16 protein-coding genes are annotated in these 16136 nt (G+C 38.3%); 10 read left to right on the top strand and 6 right to left on the bottom strand.

Going from position 1 to position 16136, the window contains the following annotated elements:
* Positions 1 to 2 precede the first annotated feature (2 nt).
* Entirely contained in the window at positions 3 to 191 is a 189-nt protein-coding gene (gene ccoS / locus BLQ05_RS04735; RefSeq protein ID WP_023576557.1) for a cbb3-type cytochrome oxidase assembly protein CcoS, read from the bottom strand.
* A 111-nt stretch (positions 192 to 302) separates the two neighbouring features.
* Positions 303 to 2675: a heavy metal translocating P-type ATPase gene (locus BLQ05_RS04730; protein WP_023576556.1), complete on the bottom strand. Its 2373-nt coding sequence runs from the start codon at positions 2673 to 2675 to the stop codon at positions 303 to 305.
* 100 nt (positions 2676 to 2775) lie between these two features.
* Here BLQ05_RS04730 and BLQ05_RS04725 point away from each other — a divergent pair, with 100 nt between their 5' ends.
* Positions 2776 to 3456 (top strand): Crp/Fnr family transcriptional regulator, encoded by a 681-nt coding sequence (locus BLQ05_RS04725; protein WP_023576555.1) that lies wholly within the window; start codon positions 2776 to 2778, stop codon positions 3454 to 3456.
* Positions 3457 to 3485: 29 nt separating this feature from the next.
* Here BLQ05_RS04725 and BLQ05_RS04720 read toward each other — a convergent pair whose 3' ends face one another.
* From BLQ05_RS04720 to BLQ05_RS04705, 4 genes are all read right to left on the bottom strand, one after another.
* Positions 3486 to 3800, bottom strand: coding sequence for a rhodanese-like domain-containing protein (locus tag BLQ05_RS04720; protein ID WP_023576554.1), 315 nt, complete (start codon positions 3798 to 3800; stop codon positions 3486 to 3488).
* A gap of 24 nt (positions 3801 to 3824) precedes the next feature.
* The gene (locus tag BLQ05_RS04715; RefSeq protein WP_023576553.1) at positions 3825 to 4436 is read right to left on the bottom strand and encodes a thioredoxin family protein; all 612 of its coding nucleotides are present in this window, start codon (positions 4434 to 4436) and stop codon (positions 3825 to 3827) included.
* Positions 4437 to 4439: 3 nt separating this feature from the next.
* Positions 4440 to 4976 (bottom strand): TlpA disulfide reductase family protein, encoded by a 537-nt coding sequence (locus BLQ05_RS04710; protein ID WP_023576552.1) that lies wholly within the window; start codon positions 4974 to 4976, stop codon positions 4440 to 4442.
* A 139-nt stretch (positions 4977 to 5115) separates the two neighbouring features.
* Entirely contained in the window at positions 5116 to 8058 is a 2943-nt protein-coding gene (locus BLQ05_RS04705) for a M4 family metallopeptidase (RefSeq protein WP_023576551.1), read from the bottom strand.
* Between the two features lie 233 nt (positions 8059 to 8291).
* Here BLQ05_RS04705 and BLQ05_RS04700 point away from each other — a divergent pair, with 233 nt between their 5' ends.
* From BLQ05_RS04700 to trpB, 9 genes are all read left to right on the top strand, one after another.
* On the top strand, positions 8292 to 8747 hold the full coding sequence (locus tag BLQ05_RS04700; protein WP_023576550.1) for a MarR family winged helix-turn-helix transcriptional regulator: 456 nt from the start codon (positions 8292 to 8294) through the stop codon (positions 8745 to 8747).
* A gap of 2 nt (positions 8748 to 8749) precedes the next feature.
* Entirely contained in the window at positions 8750 to 9382 is a 633-nt protein-coding gene (locus tag BLQ05_RS04695; RefSeq protein ID WP_023576549.1) for an NAD(P)H-dependent oxidoreductase, read from the top strand.
* 36 nt (positions 9383 to 9418) lie between these two features.
* Entirely contained in the window at positions 9419 to 9988 is a 570-nt protein-coding gene (locus BLQ05_RS04690; RefSeq protein ID WP_023576548.1) for a YceI family protein, read from the top strand.
* Positions 9989 to 10322: 334 nt separating this feature from the next.
* Entirely contained in the window at positions 10323 to 11723 is a 1401-nt protein-coding gene (locus BLQ05_RS04685) for an anthranilate synthase component I family protein (protein WP_023576547.1), read from the top strand.
* Between the two features lie 71 nt (positions 11724 to 11794).
* The gene (locus tag BLQ05_RS04680) at positions 11795 to 12364 is read left to right on the top strand and encodes an anthranilate synthase component II (RefSeq protein ID WP_023576546.1); all 570 of its coding nucleotides are present in this window, start codon (positions 11795 to 11797) and stop codon (positions 12362 to 12364) included.
* A gap of 82 nt (positions 12365 to 12446) precedes the next feature.
* Entirely contained in the window at positions 12447 to 13442 is a 996-nt protein-coding gene (gene trpD / locus BLQ05_RS04675) for an anthranilate phosphoribosyltransferase (RefSeq protein WP_023576545.1), read from the top strand.
* A gap of 57 nt (positions 13443 to 13499) precedes the next feature.
* Positions 13500 to 14291: an indole-3-glycerol phosphate synthase TrpC gene (trpC, locus tag BLQ05_RS04670; protein ID WP_023576544.1), complete on the top strand. Its 792-nt coding sequence runs from the start codon at positions 13500 to 13502 to the stop codon at positions 14289 to 14291.
* A 17-nt stretch (positions 14292 to 14308) separates the two neighbouring features.
* Complete coding sequence (locus tag BLQ05_RS04665; RefSeq protein WP_023576543.1) at positions 14309 to 14893, top strand: phosphoribosylanthranilate isomerase; 585 nt, start codon at positions 14309 to 14311, stop codon at positions 14891 to 14893.
* Positions 14877 to 16058, top strand: coding sequence for a tryptophan synthase subunit beta (trpB, locus tag BLQ05_RS04660; RefSeq protein ID WP_035654532.1), 1182 nt, complete (start codon positions 14877 to 14879; stop codon positions 16056 to 16058). Before BLQ05_RS04665 ends, trpB begins: the two co-directional genes overlap by 17 nt.
* The last annotated feature ends 78 nt before the right edge of the window (positions 16059 to 16136 follow it).

The following is a 16136-nucleotide window of genomic DNA, read 5'->3' as shown; positions in this document are numbered from 1 at the left end:
AATTAGTTCTGTTTTTCTATTTGTGTTCTGATTTGTTTGGATTCTTTTTTCAATTCATCGTCAAAAAGCATTCTGACCGATGGGGTGTAATCGTCGTCGAACTGACCGCTTTTTACTGCTCTGATAAAAATGTACAGAAACACCGCTGCGACAACGATACTGATGGAGATTAATAGATAAATTACACTCATACCTTAAGTTTATTTGACAAAGTTACTTTAGGAACTTCTGTTAAAACATGACATTTGTCATACTTAAAAATTTTGTTAAAAATTACGATTTTTTTTACAATAAAACCAAATTTATTTTCTTGCAAAAGCATTACTCATTATGGTTACAAAACTCACAATGGTTACAGTACTCAAGGGCATAATGATAGCCGCAACAATGGGCGACAGATTTCCCGAAACCGCATAACTTAAACCAACCACATTATAGAGTAACGATAGACCGAAACTCATCATGATGATATTCATCGCATCTTTAGAATACCTCATGAAAAATCCGATTTTTGAAAACTGCGAAGCGTCCAGAATACCATCGCAGGCCGGTGAAAACACATTCACGTTTTCCGAAATGGAAATTCCTATATTACTTTGCGCCAAAGCACCCGCATCATTTAATCCGTCGCCAATCATCATTACGTTTTTACCTTCTTTTTGAAGGTTTTCGATGAATGCGAGCTTTTGTTCCGGTTTCTGATTAAATACCAACGTGGTGTTTTTTGGTAACATTTTTTCCAGAATTTTACGTTCGCCGTCATTATCTCCTGACAGTACAACTAAATTGTATTTCTTGGATAAATTCTCAAATAATTGTTCTAACCCTTGTCGGTACTGATTATTGAAAACATAACTTCCTTTATAAACACCGTTAATTTCAATGTGGACTTTAGTTTTCTTATGCGTGTTCTCGCTCATATGCTGCAAGAACTGAGAAGAACCTATTTTCACCGTGCATCCGTCGATTTCAGCAAAAATTCCTTTTCCGATAATTTCTTCAAAACGGGTAGTTTCCCCTTTCTCCTGATTCGGAATGTAATCGTATAATCGTCGGCTTAAAGGATGATTGGAACCTCGCAATGTATTTTTCAATAATTTCAGTTCCGCATCGGTTAGCTCAGTACCTTCATAAGTAATGGAAGTCTTTTTATTTGTCGTAATCGTACCGGTTTTATCGAAAACAATGGTATTCACTTTTGCCAATTGCTCAATTACAGTGGCATTTTTCAGGTACAATTTTCGGCTTCCCACAATACGCAATACGTTACCTAAAGTAAAAGGTGCCGTTAAAGCCAACGCACACGGACAGGCCACGATCAGGATTGCGGTAAAAACATTGAATGCTGTGGTAACATCAATGAAAATCCAGTATCCGAAGGAAATAAAAGCCAACGCTAATAAGGCAGGGGTAAAATAACGGCTGATGGTATCGGTGATGGTTTTGTATTTTTGGTCAACCCGTTTCTGAAAAACATCGTTGCTCCACAATTGCGTCAGGTAACTTTGGGAAACCGAATGCAAAACTTCCATTTCCACCACTTTTCCCAACTGTTTTCCACCGGCGAATATCTTATCTCCCGATTTCTTTTCAATTGGCACTTCTTCACCGGTTACGAAACTGTAATCGATCATGGTTTTTTCAGACATTAGTATACCGTCAACCGGAATCAATTCCTGATTTCGGATTAGCAATCGGTTGCCTTTTTCCACATCATAAACCTGAATGGCTTCTTCGGTTCCATCCGAATTGATTTTGGTAACCGCTATGGGAAAATACGATTTGTAATCGCGTTCAAACGAAAGGAAGTTATAGGTTTTCTGCTGGAACAGTTTTCCGAGAAGCATGAAGAAAATCAGTCCGCACATACTGTCGAAAAAGCCCTGACCGTAATCGAAAGCGATATCAACGGTACTTCTTACGAACATCACCACAATACCTAAGGCGATTGGGATGTCGATATTCAGCATTCGGGATTTGATGCTTTTCCAGGCCGAAACATAATAGCCCCAAGCCGAGTAGAAAAATGCCGGTAAGGAAAGTGCGAATATCAGCCAGCGGAAGAAACCTTTGTATTGTTCAATCCAGAATTCGCCTACCTCGAAATATTCGGGAAACGATAAAAGCATGATATTTCCGAAACAGAAAAACGCAACTCCGATTTTATAATACAAACTCCGATCGACCGATTGTTTCTTGGTTTCATAATTTTCCAGACTGATGTAGGGCTCGTATCCGATAGAACTCATCATTAAAACGATGTCTTTCAGATTGGTTTCATTCGGATTAAAAGTAATCCTCACTTTCTTCTCATGGAAATTTACCTGCGAAGAGGCGATTCCTTTTTGAAGTTTGTGTAGATTTTCCAAAATCCAAATACACGAACTACAGTGTATATGAGGAATGTAAAGTGAAACAATGTGTGTTGTATCCTCCTGGAATTCGAGAAGTTTGGAAACAATGTCTTCATTATCTAAAAAATCATATTTACCTTTAATATCCTGTGGTGTTGCTCCTGGAGCATTCTCAAAATCGTAATAACAGGTTAAATCATTCAGACTGAAAATTTCGTATACGGTTTTACATCCGCTACAACAGAATAATTTCTCGTCAAAAATAATTTCATCCGCTTTTACAATATCGTTACCACAATGGAAACAATTTTGTGCATTCATAAAATTTGCTCATTTACCTGGTACAAAGTTTACAATTTAAGTATTTTTAAAATATGATATTTGTCATCCTTTAGTATCTTTGCAAAAACAATCAGAAATAATGAGTAAATGTGAACAATGTATTGTTAGAGAATTCAGTGCATTAAAAGCGCTGAATAAAGATGAATTAGTGAAGCTTGCTGATTGTAAAACTTCCTATACCGTTAAAAAAGGAGATGTTATTTTTGATGAAGGTGACAATTTAGATGGTATTTTTTGTATCAAAGACGGTGTTTGTAAACTCACAAAATTAAGTTCCAACGGTAAAGATCAGATTGTAAAACTCGTTACCAAAGGCGAATTGTTAGGGCAACGTTCACTAATCAGTGAGGAACCGACGAATTTAGGTGCGGTTGCATTGGAAGATATGCATGTTTGTTTTATTCCGAAAAGTCAGGTTATGGAGTTTTTTAATGTCAACAATAAGTTTTCATTAAATATGATGAAAAATGTTTGTCATGATTTAAAAGAAGCCGATAACGTATTGGTAAATCTGGCCCAAAAAAGTGTAAAAGAACGCCTTGCTGCCACGTTACTTTATCTTCACGATGCTTTTGGAGTAAATGAAGATGATTCCCTGAAAATCCAATTATCCAGAGACGAAATCTCCAGTATTATCGGAACGGCTACGGAAAGCTGCATTCGTTTGCTTTCGGATTTTAACAAAAGCGGTTGGATTGAACTCAGCGGAAAAAAAATAATATTGAAAGATAAGGCAGCGCTGCGAAAACTGGCAGAATAAAAAAAGGAGCGAAATGCTCCTTTTTTTATTTATTCCGGTGAAACAACCGGTCCGTCCCACTCCATTATACCGCCAATCAGGTTATAGGTATTGGTAAAACCCATTTGCTGCATGATGTTACAGGCCTGACCGCTTCGTCCTCCCGAACGGCAATAGATATAATAGTTTTTCGATTTATCCAATTCGTCCACCTTATAGATGAATCCCTGACCTTTGTAGATGTCGATATGAATGGCTCCGGGAATAATGCCTTCGTTCCATTCACCCTCCGTTCTCACATCAAGGATAACTCCGTTTTTATCGTTTTGGGCTTCTTGCCACCATTGTTCCTGAGAAATGTCCATTTTTAATTATTTTTATCAAAAATACTATGCTTTAATGGAACATCCAATAGCCTTGGTTGTTTTTACGGGAACCTCTTCATTTTTCAATAAGGCATTCACGGCATTTTCCACATATTTTGTTTTAACCGCGGTTTCATCCGAATAATTATCATCAATCGCTCCGATGTATTTTACAACATTACCCGCTTTGGTTTTCTCTAAAACATATACGTGTGGCGTTTTGGTTGCTCCGAATTTCGGATAAATTTTCTGTCCTTCATCGAATAAATACGGGAAGGTAAAGCCTTTTTCTTTGGCTCTTTTCTGCATTAAATCGAAACTGTCATCCGGTTGTACGGCAGGATTATTCGGATTGATGGCAATCACCGGATACCCTAAGCTTTCATATCGCTTGTCCAAAGCAATGATACGATCTTCATAGGCTTTGGCATACGGACAATGGTTACAGGTAAAAATGACAATAAAGCCCTTCGCGTCTTTATAATCACTAAGGGAAACCTTTTTGTTGTTTACATTTTTTAAGCTGAAATCGGCGGCGATATCATCAATCTGATACCCGGAATCCGAAGAAAGTGCCGTAAATGCACTAAATACTGTTATTAAAACGAGTAAAGCTGAAATTTTAAATGTTCTCATAGTTTATTTATTGATGATTTGTAATAATTCATTTTCCAAATCGGAATACGTAAAAGAACGTTCGTAAAACATGCTTTTGTTTGCGTTATAAATTACCGTTGCCGGAATGGCGCCGCTCCAGATTGCATCCACTTTTTCAATCCAGGCATTAGCATCAGGATCGTCGAGATGGAGTATTTCCGACTGCAATTTTTTCTTAAGAATAAAAGGAATCAAAACCGATTCCACTTTATTGGGCATGTCCATACTCACCAGAATCACTTTAACGTTCTGATTTTTGTATTTTTCGTTCAACTGTTCAAAATACGGCAACTCTTTCACACAGGGTAAACACCACGTAGCCCAAAAATTAATGACATAGGTTGTATTGTCCTTTTTATGCAGTATGGGTTCAAAGGAATTGAAATCATAAGAAGCTATTTTCACTCCGCCACTTTCATAAATCTTTATTGGTTTCAACGCCGATGCCACCGTATTGCCATTGTCTTGAGCAAACGATAAAAACCCTGTAAACAATAACAAAATACCCCAACTTTTCATGGAATCGTTTTTTAATTGTTTAAAGTTAAATATTCTTACTTTTTTCAACCTGTTAATTAACATAAAATTGTGTAGTCCTGAAAAATAAAAAAGCGGATAAAATGTGACTTTTATCCGCTTGCTTTCTATTGTAAAACGATTAGTTTATGATTAACTTCTTCGTTGCTTTTTTACCTTCAGATTCAACATTCAACAAATAAATTCCTTTTTCTAACGAATTGAAATTCACTTCCTGACTAAACATTGCTCCCGAAGAAGTAAATACATTATTATATACTTTTCTTCCTCTGATGTCAAATAAAGTAACATTGACTTTATCGGAAGTATTTAACTGAATGTTCACATTACCGTTAGATGGATTTGGCCAAACATTAAATGTCTCAAAATTATTTTCAGAGGTTGATAACGTTCCTTCGATTACGAAATTATCTATGATTACCCCTTCTTCCTGTACCGCTTCATCGGAATGGAAAACAAATCTGAAAATAATGTTGGATTGTGGTGTAGCTCCTCCATTTCCAAAACTTGCTAAGCTAAAACTGTATGGACGTTTCTGACCATTGGTTCCTCCTGCCGGATGTGCTGAAGCCGCTTCGCCGGTCCACTGCCCTCCAATACAATTAAAACAATCGCTTCCGTTTGGTGTTCTGCTGCTGGTATACCAGTTTGCACTTACTCCGGTTCCTAAAGCTGTCCAGTTTGCTCCGCCATCAGTAGAATATTGCATGTAAGCTAAATCCCAATCCGTTTCCAGATCATAAGCCATATCGAATTTCAACATTGGATTTTGAACTGAAGTTAAGTCATAACACTGGGAAACCAAATACGATTTTGTTCCGTCAGTATACAAACCTCCTAAATTTGTTGCGTAAACTTTTGAATTACCGGCAACAGCATTCGATAATTGTGTTTTTGTTGATGTTCCTCTTTGCCATAAATTATTGGTTCCGTTATCGTCTACAGAAACCAAAACGTCTGTTGCGGATTCGAAACTATTAATCTGATTTACAACACCAGCATCATTCACAATGATTATTGCCGATTTGGTATTGTTAGCCGAATTTCCGTCTCCTGAAATGGTGGTCGTAACACTTAAAACATGGGTTCCTCTGGATAAAGTTCCTATTGGAAAAGTGAAATCATCACTTTGACAGATACCTAAATTTCCGTTCCAAACCAAATTTGTCGCCGGACCTCCGTCAATTGTATAAGAAACATTTGCCGTAGTTATCGGTGTTGTTCCGGTACCTGCGTTTTCAATTCGTATTGTTGGCGTAATTGCCGTACCACAAGCAACATTCAAACTACCTGAAACGCTTTTCACTGCTACATCTGTTGGGTATCCGACATACTGCTCACCAACATTTACCGCATACCAGGCATTCGTAACAGCGATAACTTCAGGACTGTTTGGACAATACAAATCACCCGCTACCTGTAGAGTGGCATTTCTTACATCCAAATACGTAGAGTTGGGTGTCAGGTAATCTCTTTCCGCCAAATAAGCGATTTCAGAAGATTTTGCCATTCCAATACCGGTTACGTTATAGGTATCCGGAACCGGAGCATTATTGGTTCCCGATTTACCAACCGTTAAAATGTAAAACCAGTGATTCATTACGCCACTATTGTTGTGTACTCCACATTGGTCATTACCACTGGCGGGCACACAACCTGCTTCGTCCCCTGTTGGCGTCCAGTATTGTCCCAGGTAAGTATCCGGATTGCCGTAAGTTCTTGGACTGCTCATCGAACGGAACGGTGTTCCTGTTGAAGATAAATCTTCTGCTATTTTCCAAACATTGGCCACCGGTGTACCGGATAAAGATCCCGTTCTTCCGTAATGCTCAATACAGGCTCCCCAAATATCCGAATAGCCTTCATTGATTCCTCCGGATTGGTTTTGATAAGCCAAATCAGCTGTATAACTACAAATGGCATGTCCGATTTCGTGACCGCAAACATCGATAGACGTTAAAATATTAACTGTCGAATTACCGTCTCCGTATGTCATTACACTACCATTCCAAAACGCATTGACTAAATTTTGATTAGCAACCTGACGATAATGAACATAACTTCTGATTTGAGCACCGTTATCGTCAAAACTGTTTCTTCCGAAAATATTTTGCCAGAAATCATAGGTCATTTCCGCTCCCCAATGGGCATCTAAAGCTCCGTTGTCTTTATTGATATTGGCAAACTCAGCCGAGGTCCAGTTATTGTCATTATCCTGAAAATGTGTACTTTGATACGTTGTGGTTTTCTGGCAATTGTAAGTCACGATTCCGTTACCTCTTGTATTGTCCAATAAAACATATTTGCTTAAACCGGTATCAAAAGTAGTTTCGATGGTTTTACTGCCGCTGTATCTTGTAGCTGCAGTTCCGGCCACCAGCATTTCCATTTTATCAACCTGTGCTTTGGTTTCAGCACTTGATACCAATTTATCGGCATGCTTGATAACCGGGTTTTTATAAAGGATTACTCCGGTATGGGCATCCACGTAAATTTCATCTCTTGAAATCGGGTCTATTGTGTAAACATCGTACTTATAGGCTAAATTTACCCCTCCGGTTTTCACATTCGGTAAAATCAACAATTCGCCTTCCGGTTTCTTATAATCCATCATCTGGGCTTGCGAGGCATCTTCCCAAAGATATTTTTTGGCATTTTTAAAGGCAATAGCTTTTTGAAATCCCTGTTCTTTAGTTAAAGTTGGAACAATGTTCAAATTGGATGCGTTATACAGTTCTCCGTTAATGGTATATACTTTTCCTTCAGAACTGTGGGTTATGATTGTTCCGAACTCTACTTTTAATCCATTAAAATACTGCTGATGTCTTTGGTGAACATTTCCGTTTTTGTCTGTGTTTTCTTTTTTGGGTTGAAAAACATAGCCTCTTCCTAATTTGTTCTCTTTGACAAAAACACCAATGGCAGCGTCTTTTGGCAACGGATTTTCAAATGTTTTAATTTTCTGATACGCTCTATCATCTGATACTTTTTGATTATCCTGCGCCTGAAGTGACGCAATGAGGGATAGTGAAAGAGATAAAGCTAAAAAATACTTTTTCTTCATTTTAATAGTTAAGTTATTTAGTTAAGTTAGTTTTTAAGGACACAATATTAATGAAAATTTAACATTCTTTATGTTCTATTAAACTATTTTTATTGTTTCTAATTATAAATCAACACTTTAAACAAGAAAAGCACACTTATGCACTCCAAAAAACATTAACAAATTTTTAATACTATATTTGTATATACAATTAAAAACATTACTACATTTGTATCGACAAATTAAACAACGATATGAAAATCGAAGAAATCATAAAATCGACTAAAACATTATCATCATCGAAAAAAACGGTGCTGAATATTTTTTATACGCAGAATATCATTTCCGAGAAATTCGCTGAAGTATTGAAGCCTTATGATTTGTCAAGTGAACAATATAATGTACTGCGGATTTTAAGAGGTCAAAACGGAAAACCCACCAATATGTGTGTGATTCAGGAACGCATGTTAGCCAAGACAAGTAACACTACCCGATTGGTCGATAAATTGCTGTTGAAGGATTTGGTAACCCGTGAAGTTTGCTCGGAAAACCGACGTAAAATGGAGGTTACCATCACTGAAAAAGGGATTTATTTATTAACTGAGCTTGATCCGAAAGTGGAAAGTCATGAAAATCTTTTTTCACAAAACCTTACGCAGGATGAATTGGAACAATTAAATAATTTATTAGAAAAATTCCGAACAATTTAAACATGAGTAATTTCATAAAACATCAAAACTGGCGTTACGCAACAAAACGATTTGACGCCACAAAGAAAATTTCAAATGAAGATCTTGAAATCTTAAAAGAAGCGATTCGTTTGAGTTCCTCTTCTTACGGCCTTCAACCCTATAAAGTAATTATCGTTGAAAATCCGGAATTAAGAGCAAAAATACGACCGGTAGCCTGGGGACAATCCCAAATTACAGAAGCTTCCCATCTGTTTGTTTTTGCAAACATCGTAAATTTAGGTGAAAGAGAAATTAATAATTATATTGCCAACATCGCTGAAACAAGAGGAATACCATCAGAAAACCTGGCGGGTTACGGTGATTTTATGAAGTCGAAAATCGCTTCCTTACCCGAAGATGTAAAAAACAACTGGACCGCCAAACAAACCTATCTGGCTCTAGGAAACCTACTTAACGCTGCGGCTGAATTACAAATTGATGCCACACCAATGGAAGGTTTCGAACCGGAAAAAGTGAACGAAATCCTTGGGCTTGACAAACTGGGCTTAAATGCTGCCCTGATAGCAACAGTGGGCTACCGTCATGAAGAAGATGCCTCGCAACATCATATTAAAGTGCGTAAATCAAAACAGGAATTATTTATCAATTTATAATTATAAACACTTAAAACAATTAAATCAATTAAAATTATGAAACAATTAAAATCAATTGCTTTAGCATTAGTAGTAGCTTTAGGGACAGTATCCGCTACAGCGCAAACAACAAAAAAAGTAGACGCAGCAAAAAGTAAAATTGCGTGGGTTGGTAAAAAAGTAACCGGACAACACGAAGGGGTAATCAATCTTAAAGAAGGAGCCTTGGTATTTAAAGGAAAAAAATTAGTTGGCGGAAACTTTACTGTTGACATGACTTCTATTACTGTAACCGATATGGAAGCAGGAAAAGGTAAAGAAAAATTAGAAGGTCACTTAAAAGCAGACGATTTCTTTGGTTCTGATAAATTTGCAACATCAAAATTGGTTTTCAAAACTATCGCTGCGAAATCAACAAACACTTATACTGTAACTGCCGATTTAACAATTAAAGACATTACAAATCCTATTACTTTTGATATCGTTGTAAACAAAAATGTGGCTACAACTAAATTAATTGTTGACAGAACAAAATACGACATCAAATACGGTTCAAAATCATTTTTTGATGTAGGAGACAAAGCAATTTATGATGATTTTGAGTTAAACGTACACTTGAAATTCTAATTGTCTTAGTTACAAAAAAACTTAAAAAGTCCTGATAATCAATCATCAGGACTTTTTTTTTATAAAAATTTGTTTTTTAGAAAAACATTTCTATAACTTTGTAGCATACAAAAAATCGAAATGAACAACATTTTAAACAATACTTGGTGGTGGAATACCTTACGTCGAAAATCGTGAGCGAATCCTCCTATCTGTATTTTTAAAACCAAAATAGATATAAAGGCTTGTCAATCACGACAAGCCTTTTTTTATTGTCAAAACTCAAAACAACCCATGGACCAACCTCTTAGGGCGAACAACATCGAACCCATAAAAAAAATAGAAACATAGTGAGATGAAAACTTATAAATTACATACCCATTACAAGCAAATCCTTGCTGACACCATCACGCCGGTAAGCGTATATCTGAAAATTCGCGACAAATTCCCGAACAGTTTATTGTTGGAAAGTAGTGATTACCATGGTAATGACAACAGTTTCTCTTATATCTGCTGCAATCCGATGGCGAGTATTAAAGTCGAAAACGAGCAAATCACGACTGCCTTTCCGGATGGAACTTCGACTGAAAAAAAGCTTGAAAACCAAAATGACGTTGTTAAAAGCATTCAGGAATTTGCCGGAAAATTTGAATCGGAAAATCATGACTTTAAGTTCATTAACAACGGTTTGTTCGGATTTATAAGCTATGATGCCGTTCGTTATTTTGAAAAAGTAAGCATCGAGAAAAGACCGTCCGATTTAACCATTCCGGATATTTTTTACGCAGTCTATCAGAACATTATCGCCATCAATCATTTCAAAAATGAAGCGTATATTTTCTGTCACCGCACTGATAATCAAAACAACATTTCCGAAATTGAACAATTAATCCAATCGAAAAATTTCGCCTCCTATTCGTTTTCGAAAGAAGGAAATTCGGTTTCCAATTTATCCGATGCCGATTTCAAAACCAATGTCGCTTTGGTCAAAAAACACTGTTTCCGTGGCGATGTCTTCCAATTGGTGTTATCCCGACGATTTACGCAGGGTTTCAAAGGCGACGAATTCAATGTGTATCGTGCCTTACGAAGTATCAACCCTTCCCCGTATCTGTTCTTTTTCGATTATGGGAATTTCAAAATCATGGGGTCCTCACCCGAAGCACAATTAGTCATCAAAAACCGAAAAGCGGAAATTCACCCAATTGCCGGAACCTTCAAGCGCACCGGAAACGACGAACAGGACGCGATTCTAGCCAAACAATTATCCCAAGATCCGAAAGAAAACAGCGAACACGTGATGTTGGTGGATTTGGCGAGAAACGATTTAAGTCGGAACGGAAACAATGTGGACGTTGAAAAATACCGGGAAGTACAGTTTTTCTCCCATGTGATTCATCTTGTTTCCAAAGTGAGCGGACAAATGCATGAAAAAGCTTCCACCATGCAGGTTGTTGCCGATACTTTCCCAGCCGGAACTTTATCAGGAGCGCCCAAACACAAAGCGATGCAACTGATTGAAACCCTCGAAAACACCAACCGAAATTTCTATGGCGGCGCCATTGGATTTATGGATTTTGATGGTAATTTTAACCACGCCATTATGATTCGGACTTTTTTGAGTAAAAATCATCAGTTGCATTATCAGGCCGGAGCCGGAATTGTCGCCAGTTCCAACGAAGAAAGCGAAATGCAGGAAGTTTACAATAAGCTGGGTGCGTTAAACAAAGCGTTAGATTTAGCAGAAACAATATAGTATTCAGTAATCAGTGTTCAGTTGGTAGTTAAAAAACACTAAGCAACTAAGCAACTTAGTAACTCGAAAAAATGAAAAAAATAGTAGTCATAGACAATTACGATAGTTTCACTTATAATTTAGTGCATTATCTGGAAGATTTGAATTGCGACGTAACCGTTTTTCGCAACGACGAATTTTATATTGAGGAGCTTAAAAACTTCGATAAAATCCTGCTTTCCCCCGGACCGGGAATCCCTGATGAAGCCGGATTACTGAAAGAAGTCATCAAAACCTATGCGCCCACTAAAAGTATTCTCGGCGTTTGCCTTGGCCTACAAGCGATTGGAGAAGTTTTCGGTGGGAGCCTGACCAATCTTGAAAAAGTCTATCATGGTGTGGCTACTAAAGTCCGAATCACCGTTCCCGACGAAACGCTTTTTAAAGATTTAGATGATGAAATTGAAGTCGGTCGCTACCATTCCTGGGTAGTGAATACCAATGATTTTCCTGACATTCTGGAAATCACTTCCGTAGATGAAAATGGCGAAATCATGTCACTCCGACATAAAACCTATGATGTTCGCGGTGTCCAATACCATCCGGAAAGCATTCTAACTCCGCACGGAAAAAAAATTCTTGAAAATTGGCTTAACAGCTAATTAACAAATAATTATATCGAAAACAATATTCGGTTTTAAGTCTCAAAAACTTGAAGCCCAGCCTAACTTATATCTAAAAATTATGAAGAACGTACTAAACCGACTCATTCAACACGAAACCCTATCGAAAGGGGAAGCCAAAAACATACTCGTAAACATTTCCAACGGAAGCTATAATCCGAGCCAGATTGCGAGTTTCCTGACCGTATTCATGATGCGAAGCATTACCATTGAGGAATTGGCAGGATTCCGTGAGGCTTTACTGGAACTTTGCATTCCGATTGACCTGAAAGACTACGAAACCATCGATTTGTGTGGAACCGGCGGTGATGGAAAAGATACGTTTAACATCTCCACACTGGCTTCTTTTGTCACAGCCGGAGCAGGAATCAAGGTTGCCAAACACGGAAATTACGGTGTTTCTTCCATTTCGGGTTCGAGTAATGTCATGGAAACTTTGGGAATAAAATTCAGTAACGACAAGGACTTTCTGAAAAAATGTGTGGATGAAGCGGGAATCTGCATTTTACACGCGCCGCTCTTCCATCCTGCCATGAAAAATGTGGCGCCCATCCGAAAAGAACTGGCGGTAAAAACCTTTTTCAATATGTTGGGACCAATGGTGAATCCGAGTTTCCCGAAACATCAGTTGGTGGGGGTTTTCAGTCTGGAATTAGCGCGGATGTATGCCTATCTGTACCAGAATACCGAAACGAATTTTACCATTTTGCACAGCTTAGACGGTTATGACGAAATCTCACTGACAGGAAACACTAAACTCATTTCCAAAAACTTCGAACAGATTTTAAAGCCTGAAGATTTCAATGTCTCAAGATTAAACCAAATCGAAATCCAGGGCGGAACAACCATCGAAAAATCGGCTGAAATCTTCCTGAATATTTTATCCGGAAAAGGAACCGAAGCACAAAACAATGTAGTTTGTGCCAATGCAGGAATGGCAATTGCAACCGTAAAAAACTGCTCCGTAATTGAAGGATTTCAACTTGCGAAAGAAAGCTTGCTGAGAGGAAAAGCAATTGAAAAATTAAAGAAGTTACAAGAGATAAGTAATAAGTAATGCATATTATAAACTCACCTTTTCCCTTTTCCCTAATAACTAAAAAACTAAAAAAATATGACCATACTAGATAAAATCATCACAGATAAAAAGCGAGAAGTCGCGCTCAAAAAGCAATTGATTCCAATAACGCAACTTGAGAATTCTGTCTTATTCGGAACAAGAACCTATTCGTTGAGCAAAATTTTACGTAACAGCATCTCAGGAATTATCGCCGAACACAAGCGTCGTTCTCCTTCAAAATCAGTCATTAATAATGGTTATTCTGTGGAAGAAGTCGTTATCGGTTATCAAAATGCAGGAGTTTCCGGAATTTCGGTTTTAACCGATGGGAAGTATTTTGGAGGTTCTTTAGACGATTTGCTTTTGGCTAAAGCTTCTGTGAATGTTCCGTTATTACGAAAAGATTTCATCATCGACGAATACCAGATTTTGGAAGCCAAAGCCCACGGCGCCGATATTATCTTATTGATTGCTGCCGTTTTAAAAAGAGAAGAAATCAAACAACTTTCGGAATTTGCCCATTCGCTCGGACTGGAAGTGTTACTGGAAGTCCACAACCGGGAAGAGTTGGAAAAAGCGATTATGCCGAGTTTGGATATGATTGGCGTAAACAACCGCAACCTGAAAACTTTTGAAGTCAGCTTGGATTTCAGTAAAGAATTGGCCATTCACATTCCGAACGAATTCGTAAAAGTGTCCGAAAGCGGCATCAGTTCCGTCGAAGCCATAAAAGAATTACAACCGTTTGGCTATCAGGGATTTTTAATAGGAGAACATTTCATGAAAACCGAAAACCCAGGAATTGCTGCAAAATCATTTATGAACTCTTTATTGGTGAAATCATGAAACTAAAAATCTGCGGGATGAAATATTCCGAAAATATAGAGGAAACAGCCGAATTACTTCCTGATTATATGGGTTTTATTTTCTATGAAAAATCGCCACGTTTTTTTGATGGCGATGTACCCGAACTACCAAAATCAATACAGAAAGTCGGCGTTTTTGTAAATGCTTCTTTGGATGAAATTCAGAGTAAAATAAAACAATACGATGTGCAACTGATTCAGCTACACGGCAACGAAACCGCTGAATTTTGTGCTTTAGTCAAACTTAACAATGTGGAAGTTATCAAAGTTTTTTCCTTAGATGACACTTTTGATTTTAAAGCAATTCAGTCGTACGAAACCGTTTGTGACTACTTTCTTTTTGATACCAAAGGCCAAAATCCGGGCGGAAACGGAACAACTTTCAACTGGCAGATTTTAGAAAAATATCCTTCAAAAAAACCTTTCTTTCTTAGTGGAGGTATTGGCTTAGAAGAAATTAGAAGAATAAAAGAACTGAACTTACCCATTTACGCTATCGACGTAAACAGCAAATTCGAAACAAAACCCGGTTTAAAAAACATACAACTTTTAAAACAACTACAACATGCACTATCAAGTTAACGAACAGGGATTTTACGGCGAATTCGGCGGCGCTTTCATCCCCGAAATGCTCTATCCAAATGTGGAAGAATTACGCCAAAACTATCTCAATTATAGCAATGAACCGCAATTTCAGGCAGAATTCCAACAGCTGTTGAAAGACTACGTCGGAAGACCGACACCATTATATTTCGCAGAACGGTTATCGGCGAAATACAACACGAAAATTTACTTAAAAAGAGAAGACTTGTGTCATACCGGCGCACATAAAATCAACAATACCATCGGACAGATTTTATTAGCAAAACGATTAGGGAAAACCCGCATCATTGCTGAGACCGGAGCAGGACAACACGGTGTGGCAACAGCAACGGTTTGTGCGCTCATGGGATTGCAATGCATCGTGTACATGGGCGAAATCGACATCCAACGCCAAGCACCCAATGTTGCCCGGATGAAAATGCTCGGTGCCGAAGTCCGTCCCGCCACTTCCGGTTCCAAAACCCTCAAAGACGCCACCAATGAAGCCATCAGGGATTGGATTAACAACCCACCCGACACCTATTACATCATCGGTTCGGTAGTGGGACCCCATCCCTATCCCGACATGGTAGCGCGATTTCAGAGTGTGATTTCCGCCGAAATGAAACAGCAGTTATCGGAAAAAGAAGGTCGAGAAAACCCTGATTACGTGATTGCCTGCGTGGGTGGCGGAAGCAATGCGGCTGGTGCTTTTTATCATTTTTTGGATGATGAAACCGTAAAACTTATCGCTGTGGAAGCTGCGGGAAAAGGGGTTGATTCCGGAGAAAGTGCCGCGACTTCCGTTTTGGGGAAAATCGGTGTTATTCATGGCAGTAAGACGTTGTTGATGCAATCGGAAGACGGACAAATCACCGAACCCTATTCCATTTCGGCAGGCTTGGATTACCCGGGTGTCGGACCGCTTCACGCGCATCTTTTTGAATCGAAAAGAGCGGAGTTCATTGCCATAACAGACGACGAAGCAATGTCAGCGGGACTGAATCTGTGTAAAACCGAAGGTATCATTCCAGCTATTGAAAGTTCGCATGCTTTAGCCGTTTTAGATCAGCGAAAATTCGATAAAAGCGATGTTGTTGTGATTAACCTTTCCGGTCGCGGCGACAAAGATCTGAATACCTATATCGATTATTTCAAACTTTAATTGGGCGTTTCCACAAGGGTCGGGCTGTACACTGTATCTTTTTTGAGTCTGAAAAAGCCACAAAAAAGGATGCTGTTA

The organism is Flavobacterium saliperosum (genome assembly GCF_900100625.1).
GTDB classification, from domain to species: domain Bacteria; phylum Bacteroidota; class Bacteroidia; order Flavobacteriales; family Flavobacteriaceae; genus Flavobacterium; species Flavobacterium saliperosum.
Note: the sequence above shows the minus strand (reverse complement) of the source record. Positions and strands in the feature narration are given on the sequence as shown.

What these genes read in the sequence shown, in the direction of transcription:
- ccoS (WP_023576557.1), bottom strand. Translation starts at nt 191, where the DNA reads ATGAGTGTAATTTATCTATTAATCTCCATCAGTATCGTTGTCGCAGCG.
- BLQ05_RS04730 (WP_023576556.1), bottom strand. Translation starts at nt 2,675, where the DNA reads ATGAATGCACAAAATTGTTTCCATTGTGGTAACGATATTGTAAAAGCG.
- BLQ05_RS04725 (WP_023576555.1), top strand. Translation starts at nt 2,776, where the DNA reads ATGAGTAAATGTGAACAATGTATTGTTAGAGAATTCAGTGCATTAAAA.
- BLQ05_RS04720 (WP_023576554.1), bottom strand. Translation starts at nt 3,800, where the DNA reads ATGGACATTTCTCAGGAACAATGGTGGCAAGAAGCCCAAAACGATAAA.
- BLQ05_RS04715 (WP_023576553.1), bottom strand. Translation starts at nt 4,436, where the DNA reads ATGAGAACATTTAAAATTTCAGCTTTACTCGTTTTAATAACAGTATTT.
- BLQ05_RS04710 (WP_023576552.1), bottom strand. Translation starts at nt 4,976, where the DNA reads ATGAAAAGTTGGGGTATTTTGTTATTGTTTACAGGGTTTTTATCGTTT.
- BLQ05_RS04705 (WP_023576551.1), bottom strand. Translation starts at nt 8,058, where the DNA reads ATGAAGAAAAAGTATTTTTTAGCTTTATCTCTTTCACTATCCCTCATT.
- BLQ05_RS04700 (WP_023576550.1), top strand. Translation starts at nt 8,292, where the DNA reads ATGAAAATCGAAGAAATCATAAAATCGACTAAAACATTATCATCATCG.
- BLQ05_RS04695 (WP_023576549.1), top strand. Translation starts at nt 8,750, where the DNA reads ATGAGTAATTTCATAAAACATCAAAACTGGCGTTACGCAACAAAACGA.
- BLQ05_RS04690 (WP_023576548.1), top strand. Translation starts at nt 9,419, where the DNA reads ATGAAACAATTAAAATCAATTGCTTTAGCATTAGTAGTAGCTTTAGGG.
- BLQ05_RS04685 (WP_023576547.1), top strand. Translation starts at nt 10,323, where the DNA reads ATGAAAACTTATAAATTACATACCCATTACAAGCAAATCCTTGCTGAC.
- BLQ05_RS04680 (WP_023576546.1), top strand. Translation starts at nt 11,795, where the DNA reads ATGAAAAAAATAGTAGTCATAGACAATTACGATAGTTTCACTTATAAT.
- trpD (WP_023576545.1), top strand. Translation starts at nt 12,447, where the DNA reads ATGAAGAACGTACTAAACCGACTCATTCAACACGAAACCCTATCGAAA.
- trpC (WP_023576544.1), top strand. Translation starts at nt 13,500, where the DNA reads ATGACCATACTAGATAAAATCATCACAGATAAAAAGCGAGAAGTCGCG.
- BLQ05_RS04665 (WP_023576543.1), top strand. Translation starts at nt 14,309, where the DNA reads ATGAAATATTCCGAAAATATAGAGGAAACAGCCGAATTACTTCCTGAT.
- trpB (WP_035654532.1), top strand. Translation starts at nt 14,877, where the DNA reads ATGCACTATCAAGTTAACGAACAGGGATTTTACGGCGAATTCGGCGGC.